We start from the raw sequence: 12538 nt of genomic DNA on the forward strand, positions 1-12538 counted from the left end.
TGCATTGGGTTTTAATCGATTAAAAAGCCATTACCGGTATCCCCTTCATCGTGAAAGTTAACGTTGTGAGGTTTTACCGCTACATAAAAATCGTCGTGGCTGTAAACCACGTCAATTGTATTGAGGTGTTCATTTGAAGTTTGCATTATAGTGCTTTTAAACTCGCAACTAAGCGGCGTACTTGTTCTAAATCTTCCGCTGTATCCACGCCCGCTGGCGGTGGTTCAACCGCCGGGGCGACATGAATTTTTTCACCGTGATATAAAACTCTAAGCTGTTCTAACGACTCAATTTGTTCTAATGCTGTTGGTTGCCAACTCACGTATTGTTTTATAAAACCCGCTCGATAGGCATAAATACCAATATGACGTAAATAGGGGTAGTCATTGATTGCCATAGTATTGTCACGGTCAAATGGAATTGCAGAGCGAGAAAAATACATTGCAAGTCCCTGTTCGTCGGTAACCACTTTAACGACATTTGGGTTGTTAAGCTCAGCTACTGAACAAATCGGTTCCGCCAATGTTGCCATTTTTACTAACTCGGCATCAAGTGCTGCTAGGTTGTTGGCAAGTTGACTGATGTTCACAGATGGGATCATCGGCTCGTCACCCTGAACATTGATCACAATCGTTTGCTCATCAAAACCATATTTTTCGACAACTTCAGCTAACCGCTCGGTTCCTGAGTCGTGATCTTTGCGGGTTAAACACACTTCACCACCAAATTGCTCAACTACTGTTTTGACTCTTTCATCATCCGTCGCCACAATTATTCTATCGGCGCCACTTGCCACGGCACGCTCATGAACCCACTGCACCATAGGTTTACCCCTATGTCAGCTAATGGCTTTCCGGGTAAACGAGACGAGTCGTATCGTGCTGGGATCACAACAACAAATTTTGCTTTGGTAGACATAGGTTTCCTTATCTAGCCGCAGTTATAAACCTTACGTATTGTGCAAACAAGACCGCGACAGAAATGAGATTGATTGGTTTATTTTAACGCTTCTATTTCTTCGATGGTGAGTTGACGCGCTTCGCCTTCTAACATCACCGGGATATCATCTTTAATTGGATAAGCAATTCTGTCGAGTTTACAGATCAATTCGTTTTGTTGCTTTTGGTAATTCAACGTTGATTTACAAATCGGGCAAGCCAAAATGTCTAATAATTTAATATCAAATGCCATTGTTATTTCCTGCTTGTATTGCGGTTGTCGTTTTTAACACTGCCGCATTTATTGACAATTATGTGTTTAATTTTTTGTTCTAATGTATCTGAAATTTTCGCGTCGATTGGTAGCACATACCAATTAGGTTGCGCAAATTCGCGACATTTAACAGCGTCTTTTTCCGTCATTAAAATGATGTCTTCTGAACCAAACTTAGCAAAATCAGCAATACTGAATGCATGATGGTCGTCAAACCAACTGGTACTCAATGTATTAATCCCTAATTCCTTGCACGTTAGTTCAAAACGTTGCGGATTGCCTATACCACTTACCAGATGCACTCCATTTGAGAAGTCTTCGATATCTACAGTGCCATCTTGAGTAATATGAACAATGCCACCAGCAATTTGTTGGTAGTCACCGTTTGAGCTAAATCCGCTGTTTTCAACGATAAGGTCTACTGAGTTTAGTCGAGTCTTGGGCTCTCGCAGTGGCCCTACTGGCAACATCCAGCCATTACCAAATTGACGTTGCCCGTCAACAATGACAATTTCAACGTCACGGGCCATTTGGTAATGCTGAAGTCCGTCGTCTGAGATCACAATGTCACAATTAAATTGCTGCGTTAAATAGGCAACGGCTTCAGAACGAACTGGGCTAATGACAACCGGCACCTTGGTTCGCAGTGCCATTAACTTTGGTTCATCACCTGAATAGTCAACTTGCATCTGAGAGTTAACACTACGGGGAAATGGCATTGTAGGATCGGATTTAGCACCGTACCCACGACTCACTATTCCGGGTGTGTAGCCCATACTGTGTAATAGTTTAACAAGGTAAATTACAAAAGGTGTTTTACCTGTACCGCCAACGGATATATTACCAACGACAATTACCGGTATATCGGCTCGAACTTGGGCTAACACGCCAAGTTTAAATAACCCGAGTCGTATTTTATAAATGACGTAAAAGACCACCATAAATGGCAACAATACATAAACTTTTAATGACTTGTTGTACCAGCCTTGTTCTATCCAACGCACTACGCTGAGCCTTCACTGAACTGCAGTTGATACAACGCAGCATATGCCCCGTTTTGTGCTAATAATTCGGCATGTTTGCCCTGCTCTAATATACGACCTTGGTCCATTACCACAATTTTATCGGCGTTTTCGATGGTCGATAAACGGTGGGCAATTACAATATTGGTTCGGTCTTTCATTAGTGTATTTAACGCATCTTGAATGGCACGTTCTGACTCTGTATCTAAGGCTGAGGTCGCTTCATCCATAATAAATATTGGTGCATTACGCAATAATGCGCGGGCAATCGCAATTCGTTGTCTCTGACCACCCGATAACGCACTGCCGTTTTCACCGATCATAAAATCTAAGCCTTCAGCTTTACTCGATGCAAATTCCATAACATGCGCCAATTTCGCAGCATTTTCTATTTCAGCACGTGAGACTTCTTTTAAGCCGTAGGCAATGTTATTGGCTATTGTGTCGTTAAATAACACTACGTGCTGTGACATTAATGCAATGTGGGAACGAAGGTTATTTAATTCCAACTCTTCAAGATCAACCCCATCAAGACTTATAACCCCAGCATCTGGAGAGTAATAGCGAGGAATAAAATTTGATATCGTCGTTTTGCCAGAGCCTGAACGACCTACAAATGCCACAGTGGAACCGGCTTCTATTTCTAAATTAAGGTTTTCTATGACATTAGTGTCGGTTCCTGAATATGCAAAACCAACATTGTTAAAAGTTATTTGGCCAGACACTTTTTCTAATACTTTTGTGCCGTTATTAGGTTCTGCGTTTAAATCAAGTATTTCAAAAACACTTTGCGCCGCTGTTAAGCCACGTTGAAACTCGGAATTCACATTGGTTAGTTGCTTTAACGGGCGAAGTAACGTCATCATCGATGTGATAACAACGGTAAAGGTACCATAGGTGAAAGACTGCTTAACATGTCTGGCTGGGCGGCAAGATACAATACCGAGGCTAACGCAAACGAGGCAATGATCTGAATGCTCGACACGCTCAACGATTTAGTTGCAACCATTTTCATTCGTTGCTGACGATTATTGTTATTAACGTTTTTAAACTCTTCCGTCTCTTTTTCTTGACCACCAAACGCGAGAATTACCTTATGTCCAGATACCATTTGTTCTGATTGGCGCGTAACATTTCCCATGGCTTGTTGAATGCGTTTTGAAATGACCCTAAAGCGTTTTGTCACTAAACTGACGACCACAGCCACAATTGGCACCAATACAAAAATCGCTATGCTTAATTGCCACGAATGGTAAAACATGATCCCCAATAGCGCGATTACATAAGCCCCTTCGCGGACCAATACCATTAGAGCTTTACTTGCCGCATTTTCTATTTGTTCGGTGTCGTAAGTGATCTTTGAAATCAAACTGCCTGTCGATGTTTGGTCATGATAGCTCACCGGCAAGTTCATTATCTTTTCGTATAATTCTTGGCGTAGCGACATAACAACATTTGAGCCGACCCAGCCTAGACCGTAAGTCGCCATAAAATTGGTTAATCCACGGAGTATAAATACAATGATCACAAATAACGGGGCGTAGGCCAACACATCGCTGCTTTTGCCCGTGATCCCTTCGTCGATGAAAGTTTGTATCTGAGAAATAAATAACGCGTCGATGGCAGCATTGCCGACCATACCTATGATGGCAATACTAAAAACGAGTTTAAATGGTTTGACGTAGCTGAATAAACGCTTAAACGTACTGGTATACTTTTCTGCCAAAAGTTTGTCCGTTAACTAATTAATTTAAACTAAAAGTGGATTCTATCTTATTTGGTCGTGAATGCTAAAAGGATTTTGTCTTTTCCAGTATGGACTCCACATATTCAACTGAAAATTAACATGACCAAAGCTTAACGTTTGTTTTTGTAAAGTAATAACAATCTCCCTAAATGACTTGTTGAATACTGCTCTATGCCAAGTTCTGCAATACGATTTAAGACGTCTGGGTGCGGAAAGTTAAATCGATTATTGGGTCCTGCACTATGAATAACAAGCTTAGGTGCGACTAATCGTAAAAATAATGTGCTAGAGCCAAACTTACTGCCATGGTGAGACGACATAACAATATCGCTATTTAAGTTTACCTTGTTAGCCAAATGCATCTCACTAAGGGCTTTCTCAACATTTAAGTCGATATCACCTGTTAATAACAGCGACTTACCTGAACTTTGATCTTTTATCTTTATGACGCAGGACAAAGCATTGTCAGTATAGTTGGCTATCCCATTAGCTAACGTGTGGTCTTTTTCGATAGCGGCGCTGTTAGTTTCGGGTTCAATATGGGCAGCTTTTGTTAAAATAGCGCTGGTTGGCCACAACAAGGTCAGTTCGAATCCAGCCTGAGAATAGGTATGTTGTAAGGACGCTAATTGTTTACAGCCATTCAAATGCTGTTTAATGATTAGTGTATCAAGTACGGACAAATCACCACGGTGATCGGTATCACTATGGGAGACAACAACAAGGTCCAATGTATCAATTAACAGATTGTCTAACATTGGCTTAACCGCATGACGTGTCGCACTCGAACCTGACTGAAACACGGGACCGAGATCATAAAGCATGTTTGTTTGATTGTTGGAAATTAAAACACTAGTTCCCTGTCCGACATCAAAAATACGTATTGTTGTCGTTTTGTTAAAAACCTTCGTTGTAACAAAACTGTGCAATGGGATAAACACGCAAGCACAAAGAACCCCTATTACATGAAACCAGCGCCGACGAAAAAAACGGATATCGAATGACACCACACAAGTAAAATGAGTATGACCAATACAGGCTAGGCAAAAATATTCCGGCAGAATAACCCAGATATCATTATAAGGAATAAAATCTAACACCATCCATAACCGGTCAAATATTGCATCGACAATTTGGTAGATCCAATTCCCTTTGAGCCGCTAATTAACTCAACAATTGTCCCTACAAATATCGCAGGTACGATGACAAGACTAAATAAAGGAATGACTATAATGTTATTAACTAACCCAAGTAACGGTATCCCTTGCATCCAATAAATGACAACGGGCAACATACCTAGTGTTAACGCCACCTGTAAAATAAAAAGCCGCTGCAAATTTAGTATTACGTTATTGGCAATCGAAATTATTCTCTGTTTATTACGTGAAAATGACAAAACAAAAGGCATAACGACAATTTTCAAAGCGGTGTGTTTGTTAATTTTGTTTATCAAAGCTCCTTTATTGCAAACAACATGACTGACCGCTTTGCCACCACAGCCCCTTGCATTTTCTTCTTGTTCATCCTCTTGTTCATCCTCTTGTTTAACTACCTCATCAAATGTCTGCTCGGATGAATTTGGCCACAGACGGATGATCAAAAATAAGCTGCATACGGCTGACACACTTAACCACCAAGCCGGTTTTACCATATTGGTTGGATCAATCACCAAACTCGCTACCATGACTATGCCTATAAGGTTAAATGCCTGCAAATACAAACGGCAGTGCAACAAACTTAACCCAAACGTTAATAGTAAAGTGGCTCTGGTGGCTGAAACGGGGAAGTCTAAAATGGCTAGATACCACCAAATAAGCAATACACTTACAAAATGGCAAAACTTCATCGAACAAAACATCGGTAAAACGCGTGACAGTTGCCTACAAATTATAATCATCAAGCCCATTAAAATACCGATATGCAGGCCAGATATTGCGAACAAATGGCTAATTCCCCAATTACGAAGTTGCTTAAAATCCTCTTGTTCAAATAAAGACTTATCCGCGACGACCAATGCCAGTATAAACTTGCCGTATTGATATTGACTTAACACCTGCTTCAACTTGCCTAACGCAGTTTGACTCGACTGGTCGCTAATGGCTGTTTGTGTAAAGTCTTGTTTGTAACTTCCGTGGCCAATACCCTATGACCAAATAGCCATTGGGTATAATTAAAGCCAAACCGATTTTCATAGCCTGTAATTTGGCTCAGTTTAGCGGTTAATCGTAAAGTGTCGTTTAAATCAATCCTATCAATGGTTTTTAAATGACTTGTGGTAAACAGTACTTTTACTTTTTATAACCCCAAAAAGAGGATATAGGCTTGTTATTAACTTTGGTTAACCCTAAATAAACTACATCGCCATAAGGTTTTGCCAAGCGATTTAGAACAACCCCTTCAATTTGATATGTCTGTTTACCTAAATGCGGTCGCCAGTCGTTATAGTAATAATTGCCATACAATTGCGGCACTGAAAACCCTAAAATTAGAAACACCAAATGCAAACATCGATGTCGTGATTGCGGTGACAATAAGGTGCTCAACCAACAGACAATTAGCATTGCAACAGCTAACAATAAAACAATAGCCAATACGATAAACGGCAAGACAATGGGACTGTTTATTCCTAGCCAATGACCAAACAGGTAATACACAATATTTGCTAACAAAATGCCCTTCCTTGGATTTTTGTCATAATTCGTTAATTACAATTAATAAAAATTGATGTACCTTACGCACACAAATTAAATATAGATTGTGTTTCCAACACTTAGGTACAGATCTCATCTGATTACAAAGTTATGCCTAGAAAATTTATAAAAAAATACTTACCAGATCCCCATTCGATCAAAAGAATCGTGCCGTCAATATGTTTGGCTCCCTTTTACACGATGCTAATTTGTGGCACTTAAACCGAAAATCAGCCCGCGGCGCATTTGCCGTTGGATTATTTAACGCCTTTGTTCCTATTCCATTTCAAATGTGGTTATCCGCTGTTGGCGCAATTGTCTTTAAGGTAAATTTACCTTTGTCTGTAGCCCTTGTATGGATAAGTAACCCGCTGACGATGCCGCCGATGTTTTATGGTTGTTATTTAGTGGGAGAAATGATCTTAGGCGATACAGGTTACGAATTTGCGTTTGAACCAAGTTGGGATTGGTTGATGCAGAGTTTATCCACCATTGGCCCCACCTTTATTTTTGGTTGTTTGGTTGTCTCTACTGTTAGTGCCATTATTGGTTATTTTGGGATCAACTGGTTATGGCGCTATTCCGTTGCCAAAGCATGGCGTTTACGCCAAGAAGAACGCGCAAATCGAACCAAATAATCTGGTTTAGAATCAATACGTCGGTTTGATTAACCACATTAAACCGACTTTGCTGTATAATTGAGAAATTCTGATCGCTCAATAAGTCAAAGTAACTTCGTTAGGACTCCCTATGACCACCATTACAATTCAAAAACCAGACGACTGGCACCTTCATTTTCGCGATGGCGACATCTTAAAAGAAACCGTAGCTGCAACAGCTCGTTGTTTCCAGCGTGCCATCGTAATGCCTAATTTGGTGCCACCTGTGACCAATGCCTCTGATATTAATGCGTACCGCGAACGTATTCTTGCTGCCCGTCCTGCTGGCAGTCAATTTGAACCGCTCATGGTGTTATATCTAACCAATCAAACAACTCAACAAGATATTGCCGATGCTAAGGCCTCTGGGGCCGTCGCGGCAAAACTGTATCCTGCTGGTGCAACAACAAATTCAGATGCCGCAGTAAGTGCTTTAGACGCATTATTTCCGATATTTGAAGAGATGCAAAAACAAGGTATGTTGTTGCTGATCCACGGTGAAGTTACCGACAACCACATTGATATTTTTGACCGTGAAAAAGAGTTTATCGACCAACATTTAACTCGTATTGTCGCGGCATTTACTGAACTAAAAATTGTATTTGAACATATCACCACAAAAGACGCCGCAGAGTTTGTTATTGCCGCCGGTGACAATGTCGCCGCTACAATTACCCCGCAACATTTACTACTTAATAGAAACGATTTATTAGTGGGTGGTGTTAAACCGCATAACTATTGTTTACCTGTCTTAAAACGTAACATTCATCAACAGGCTTTACGTGCCGTCGTTGCCTCTGGTAACAGTAAGTTTTTCCTAGGAACAGATTCTGCGCCTCATGAAAAACGAGCAAAAGAAAATGCCTGTGGTTGTGCCGGTTGTTATAGCGCTTGGAGTGCGATTGAGCTGTATACTCACGTATTTGACGAACTTGGTGCACTGGACAAACTAGAAGGTTTTGCCTCGCACTACGGCGCCGATTTTTATGGTCTTCCACGTAATACCGATACGATAACGCTTGAAAAACAAGACTGGACTATTCCTGAGCAAATTATCCTACCAAATGGCGAGCCAATTGTTCCATTTTTTGCAGGACAAACCTGTAGCTGGCAAATAAAGGGTTAGTGCGGAAATACAGCGTATAAGCAAGCTGAGTTTGAAAACTGCCAAGCTAGAAATCCAAAAAGCGCGATGAATAACTCATCGCGCTTTTTTGTATTGCAACCCGCTAAAAGCATAAACAAAGTAGAATTGTTTTCTACGTAGGAGCAAGTTTCATAACTATGATTGTAGCAGTTCAATGGTTTGTAATTTACCAGCTTGTTTAGACGGGTAAATCGTCGCAAGATAGGCAACGACTATTGCCGTTAGTGCAACAATAAGCACTTGGTTAATCATGATCTCGCTTGGGATATAGTTAATAAAATACACATCACCATCCAGCGCACTAAACCCAAATAAGTATTCAACTACGCTGAAGATCTCTGGTAGGTAGGCGGCAATGACGACACCAAACAACACCCCCACAAAACTCCTTTCCCCGCCGTTAATAAGCCCATTAAAGTAAATATACGGATCACAACGACGTCGGTTAATCCCATCGTTTTTAAAATCCCAATATCGGAGTATTTTTCTTGAACCGCCATGGTCAACGACGACACAATATTAAAACATGCCACCGCCATCACTAAGACCATAACTAAGTACATAATGTCTTTGACCAAAACGATGTCATTGTAAACATGGCCATTGGCTCTAAACCAATCGAGAACGTAAACATAGTCAAATAATTTACTGCCAATTTCGTTTGCCACAACTCGGGCTTGAAACGGGTCGACTAAAGCGACTTTAACGCCTTCCGCATGTTGCGGTTCCCATCCAAATAAATTCTGTAGTGTTGAGAGACTTACATATACTTGACCATAATCCAGTTGCCCACCAACTTGGTAAATGCCTTCCACATTAAGTCTTAAATACTGCGGTGCACTAAAGCCGCCCTGTTCGTTAATACTAGGGATAAGCAACTCTATATTGTCATTTAACGAGATACCCAACCGTTCTGCTAAACCTTTGCCTAAAACCACGCCATCAGATGTTAGCCATTGGCCAGCCACGATCATTTTCGGTAATTTAGACACTTGTTGTTCCAACTCAGGGTCTACAGCGTGCAGGACAACCGCGTCTAATCGTTGCTGTTTTTGCAACATCGCGTTTACTTTTATATAAGGGCCGCCGGCTTTAAATTGAGCATGTTGGCTAGCTCGGTCTAACGTGTCTTGCCAATTGTCGAGTTTCCCGGATACCGCTTCGAACTCAGCGTCTGGGATCACGGACAATAGGGTATTTTTTAATTCTCGTTCAAAACCATTCATTATCGACAACCCGATAATGAGTGCGGCGACACCTAATGCAATACCCACCCGCGACGCGCGATTAATAAACCGAATGTATCGATTCTCAAATGACGCATTATAAAAACGCTTGGCAAAGGTAAAGGCCAATACCCAATTTGACTGATAATTCTTCATCACACGATAACGCCGTCGTCGAGTTGGATAATTCGGTCAAACCGCTCGGCAAGTAACAAGTCGTGGGTTACCACAACTAAGGTAGTATTGCTTTGTTGATTAAGTTTTAAAAACAAATCAAAAACGTGCTCGGCATTTTTTATCCAAATTGCCCGTTGGCTCATCAGCTAAGACTAATGACGGATTGTTCACAAGTGCCCGCGCAATCGCGACACGTTGACGCTCACCACCGGACATTTGTGAGGGGTTATGACTTAACCTATGCCCTAAACCAACATCCTCTAATAAAACTTTAGCTTTCTCCAATGCCACTTTTCTCACAACCCCACTAATTAACAGTGGCATTGCAACATTTTCAAGTGCACTAAATTCTGTTAACAAGTGATGGAACTGGTAGATGAATCCCATATTTTGGTTTCTAAATTGGGCTTTTTTATCATCGGATAATTGAGTGACGTCAACGTTATTAATAAAGAGTTGACCTTCGGTTGGTTCATCTAGCATACCCATTAAATGTAATAAGGTGCTTTTACCCGAGCCCGATTGTCCTAAGATGGCCACTTGTTCGCCCTGCGCTATAGTTAAGTCCACCCCTTTTAGTACTTCAGTTACCAACTTAGCCTGACGGCCAGTGCCTTCACTATAAGACTTTTTCAAGTTGGTGCAGTTAACAATAGGTTGACTGGTTTGGTGTACTTTTTGTGATCAGTCACCTGATCTATCGTAGTATCATTCATAACGCAAAACATCCGCTGGTTTTAAAGAGGCCGCCTTTTTGGCAGGGTAAATACTTGCCAATAAAGACAAGACAACTGCAAAAAGCAAAATAACGCAGACCTTAAAAGGATTTATTTCAATGGGCAGTCCCATGCTAGGGACCCCTAATAAATTGATGCCCGCGATGGACGTCAATGTATTTAAATTTGCAGTTAACAACGTGCCTAACACACCACCAATTGTTGCACCTAAGACGCCATTAAAAGCACCTTGTAAGGTAAATATCCGGGCTATTGTCGCGTTTTTCATGCCCTAGGTCTTTAAAATAGCTATCTCGCCCTGCTTCTTTGTCACCATCATCACTAATGACGAAACGATATTAAATGCGGCGACAGCAATGATCAGGCTCAACATAAACCACATCATGTTCTTTTCCATTTTCACCGCATCGAATAATTTGCCATGGGTCTTATGCCAATTCTCTACCGAATATTGTTCTGCGGGTAATTGAGATGTTAATTGCTGACTTACATTCTGTGCAATAAATGGGTCATTGAGTACCAATCGAATGGCTTCGTAATCGGTTTTAGGCTTTCGCATTAAACGATTTAAATCTTCTGAACGCGATAATATCAATTGCTGGTCAATTTCGCTTTCTGTTTCAAATATCCCCACTACAGTGAATTTTCGCTGCGCAGGCATCCGGCCTAAAGGCGTATAATGACTTGCGCCACTGACAATAATCCGAACTTGATCACCAATTCCTAGTCCAAATTCCATTGCCAAATACCGGCCGATAACGATGCCAAATCTTTTATCTAATAAATTCTGCCAGTCGCCCTGAACAATAAAGTTTTTTATCGCCACTGGGATATGTTGTGTGTCTTGAATGCCCTGCACTATCATGCCTTTTAAATCGGCAGGCATTTGCACTATGGCTTGGCTTTGAACCAAAGGTAAGGTTTGAATAACATGGTCATTTAACCCCAACGAGTCAATAGTTTGGTTAATATGAGTAAGAAAATCGTTTTGATTATTAACTTGATTGGCCTCGTGCTGTTTGGCCGTAATGGTGATGTGTGGCACCGCACCAAGCATACGTTGTTTTAATAAACCTTCAAAACCATCCATAACCGACACCACAATGATCAGTGCCATTACGCCTAAGGCGATTCCTAAAGTGGAAAATAATGAGATAAAACCAATGAACTTTCCGCCTTGAGAGGCTTTAGCGTAACGGCTTGCTATGTATAAACTAATAGGTATTTGCATGTAAGATTTTGAAACTTTTAAAAGAAAGAGATGAAGCTTGAGTCAGTGTTCGATAATATGTGTTTCAAATTCAAAGTACAAGTTAGAAGATGGGCTATGACGGATCAAGATTTACAGCTATTTAACGAATATTTTCAGTTGGAACATCGAGTTAATGTCAATATTACACTGGGTGGCGATTGGTCCACACTCCCTTCTGATGAAGCATTTGACCGTTCAATCCCGGTGCCTTATAAAATTGCTTCTGAAATGAAAGGCATGGAACAAACCATGTTACGTCCGCTCCGGCAGTTAGGGGACGTTATCGAGCCCCTTGCAAACTATCTCAAGGCCCAATCTCGTAAAATCGACTTGATGATGAGTTACATATTGCAATCTGAGGATGAAACTGGTGATCAGTACACTACATTTAGCTATGGTGGCGGTGGTTTTACTTTTTACACCGACAAACCATGGCAAATTGATCAATGGTTTACCTGCAAATTATTTTTTGATGATGAAGCCACTGCGGTTTTTTGTTTATCTAAGTTAGTTAGCTGTGAAGACAAATCAGAAGAAGATGAAGTAAAATACCTCAATACAATGGTATTTCGGAAAATTCGAGAGGAAGACAGAGAAAGCATAGTACGAGCTTCTTTGCACCAACAGTCGAAACAATTACTGAAAAAACTCAATCTAAGTCGTTAAATC

At 40.9% G+C, this 12538-nt stretch carries 12 protein-coding genes and 4 pseudogenes; 3 read left to right on the forward strand and 13 right to left on the reverse strand.

All coding sequences use genetic code 11. The features are described from left to right. Positions 1-11: 11 nt before the first annotated feature. The 8 genes and pseudogenes from PN838_RS03330 to PN838_RS03365 all read right to left on the reverse strand — a co-directional run bounded on the left by PN838_RS03330 (position 12) and on the right by PN838_RS03365 (position 6650). A complete protein-coding gene (locus PN838_RS03330) occupies positions 12-146 on the reverse strand; it encodes a hypothetical protein (RefSeq protein WP_272179764.1) in 135 nt (44 codons plus the stop codon). Next, positions 146-918, reverse strand: a pseudogene (gene kdsB / locus PN838_RS03335) (3-deoxy-manno-octulosonate cytidylyltransferase). Before kdsB ends, PN838_RS03330 begins: the two are co-directional and overlap by 1 nt. Before the next feature lie 78 nt (positions 919-996). Further along, a complete protein-coding gene (locus PN838_RS03340; RefSeq protein WP_215962413.1) occupies positions 997-1191 on the reverse strand; it encodes a Trm112 family protein in 195 nt (64 codons plus the stop codon). Positions 1192-1193: 2 nt separating this feature from the next. Then, positions 1194-2216: a tetraacyldisaccharide 4'-kinase gene (gene lpxK, locus PN838_RS03345; protein WP_272179765.1), complete on the reverse strand. Its 1023-nt coding sequence runs from the start codon at positions 2214-2216 to the stop codon at positions 1194-1196. Further along, positions 2216-3960 (reverse strand): annotated as a pseudogene (gene msbA, locus PN838_RS03350) (lipid A export permease/ATP-binding protein MsbA). The gene lpxK and the pseudogene msbA overlap by 1 nt, the downstream one beginning before the upstream one ends. Positions 3961-4091: 131 nt before the next feature. Further along, positions 4092-4922 (reverse strand): ComEC/Rec2 family competence protein, encoded by an 831-nt coding sequence (locus PN838_RS03355; protein WP_272179766.1) that lies wholly within the window; start codon positions 4920-4922, stop codon positions 4092-4094. 152 nt (positions 4923-5074) lie between these two features. Further along, positions 5075-6034 carry a ComEC/Rec2 family competence protein gene (locus PN838_RS03360; RefSeq protein ID WP_272179767.1) on the reverse strand — a complete coding sequence of 320 codons (960 nt, stop codon included), beginning with the start codon at positions 6032-6034 and terminating at the stop codon, positions 5075-5077. A gap of 235 nt (positions 6035-6269) precedes the next feature. After that, positions 6270-6650, reverse strand: coding sequence for a hypothetical protein (locus PN838_RS03365; protein WP_272179768.1), 381 nt, complete (start codon positions 6648-6650; stop codon positions 6270-6272). 132 nt (positions 6651-6782) lie between these two features. On the opposite strand from PN838_RS03365, the pseudogene PN838_RS03370 reads away from it, so the two are divergent. After that, a pseudogene (locus tag PN838_RS03370) lies at positions 6783-7309 on the forward strand (DUF2062 domain-containing protein). Positions 7310-7421: 112 nt separating this feature from the next. Next, a complete protein-coding gene (gene pyrC, locus PN838_RS03375; RefSeq protein ID WP_272179769.1) occupies positions 7422-8456 on the forward strand; it encodes a dihydroorotase in 1035 nt (344 codons plus the stop codon). Positions 8457-8612: 156 nt separating this feature from the next. On the opposite strand, the gene PN838_RS03380 is transcribed toward pyrC, so the two are convergent. From PN838_RS03380 to PN838_RS03400, 5 genes and pseudogenes are all read right to left on the reverse strand, one after another. Next, positions 8613-8852, reverse strand: coding sequence for a hypothetical protein (locus PN838_RS03380; protein ID WP_272179770.1), 240 nt, complete (start codon positions 8850-8852; stop codon positions 8613-8615). After that, entirely contained in the window at positions 8801-9859 is a 1059-nt protein-coding gene (locus PN838_RS03385) for an ABC transporter permease (RefSeq protein ID WP_272182503.1), read from the reverse strand. Before PN838_RS03385 ends, PN838_RS03380 begins: the two co-directional genes overlap by 52 nt. Continuing rightward, positions 9859-10534 (reverse strand): annotated as a pseudogene (gene lolD / locus PN838_RS03390) (lipoprotein-releasing ABC transporter ATP-binding protein LolD). The gene PN838_RS03385 and the pseudogene lolD overlap by 1 nt, the downstream one beginning before the upstream one ends. A 54-nt stretch (positions 10535-10588) precedes the next feature. Then, positions 10589-10885: an FtsX-like permease family protein gene (locus PN838_RS03395; RefSeq protein WP_272179771.1), complete on the reverse strand. Its 297-nt coding sequence runs from the start codon at positions 10883-10885 to the stop codon at positions 10589-10591. A gap of 3 nt (positions 10886-10888) precedes the next feature. Continuing rightward, entirely contained in the window at positions 10889-11848 is a 960-nt protein-coding gene (locus tag PN838_RS03400; protein ID WP_272179772.1) for an ABC transporter permease, read from the reverse strand. A gap of 96 nt (positions 11849-11944) precedes the next feature. Here PN838_RS03400 and PN838_RS03405 point away from each other — a divergent pair, with 96 nt between their 5' ends. Continuing rightward, the gene (locus PN838_RS03405; RefSeq protein WP_272179773.1) at positions 11945-12535 is read left to right on the forward strand and encodes a PilZ domain-containing protein; all 591 of its coding nucleotides are present in this window, start codon (positions 11945-11947) and stop codon (positions 12533-12535) included. Positions 12536-12538: the final 3 nt, after the last annotated feature.

It is taken from the genome of Psychrosphaera algicola (assembly GCF_028401425.1).
GTDB classification, from domain to species: Bacteria; Pseudomonadota; Gammaproteobacteria; order Enterobacterales; family Alteromonadaceae; genus Psychrosphaera; species Psychrosphaera algicola.

Bases quoted from the DNA above. Each gene is read 5' to 3' on its own strand.
- PN838_RS03330 (WP_272179764.1), bottom strand. From the start codon at position 146: ATGCAAACTTCAAATGAACACCTCAATACAATTGACGTGGTTTACAGC.
- PN838_RS03340 (WP_215962413.1), bottom strand. From the start codon at position 1,191: ATGGCATTTGATATTAAATTATTAGACATTTTGGCTTGCCCGATTTGT.
- pyrC (WP_272179769.1), top strand. From the start codon at position 7,422: ATGACCACCATTACAATTCAAAAACCAGACGACTGGCACCTTCATTTT.
- PN838_RS03385 (WP_272182503.1), bottom strand. From the start codon at position 9,859: ATGAAGAATTATCAGTCAAATTGGGTATTGGCCTTTACCTTTGCCAAG.
- PN838_RS03395 (WP_272179771.1), bottom strand. From the start codon at position 10,885: ATGAAAAACGCGACAATAGCCCGGATATTTACCTTACAAGGTGCTTTT.
- PN838_RS03400 (WP_272179772.1), bottom strand. From the start codon at position 11,848: ATGCAAATACCTATTAGTTTATACATAGCAAGCCGTTACGCTAAAGCC.
- PN838_RS03405 (WP_272179773.1), top strand. From the start codon at position 11,945: ATGACGGATCAAGATTTACAGCTATTTAACGAATATTTTCAGTTGGAA.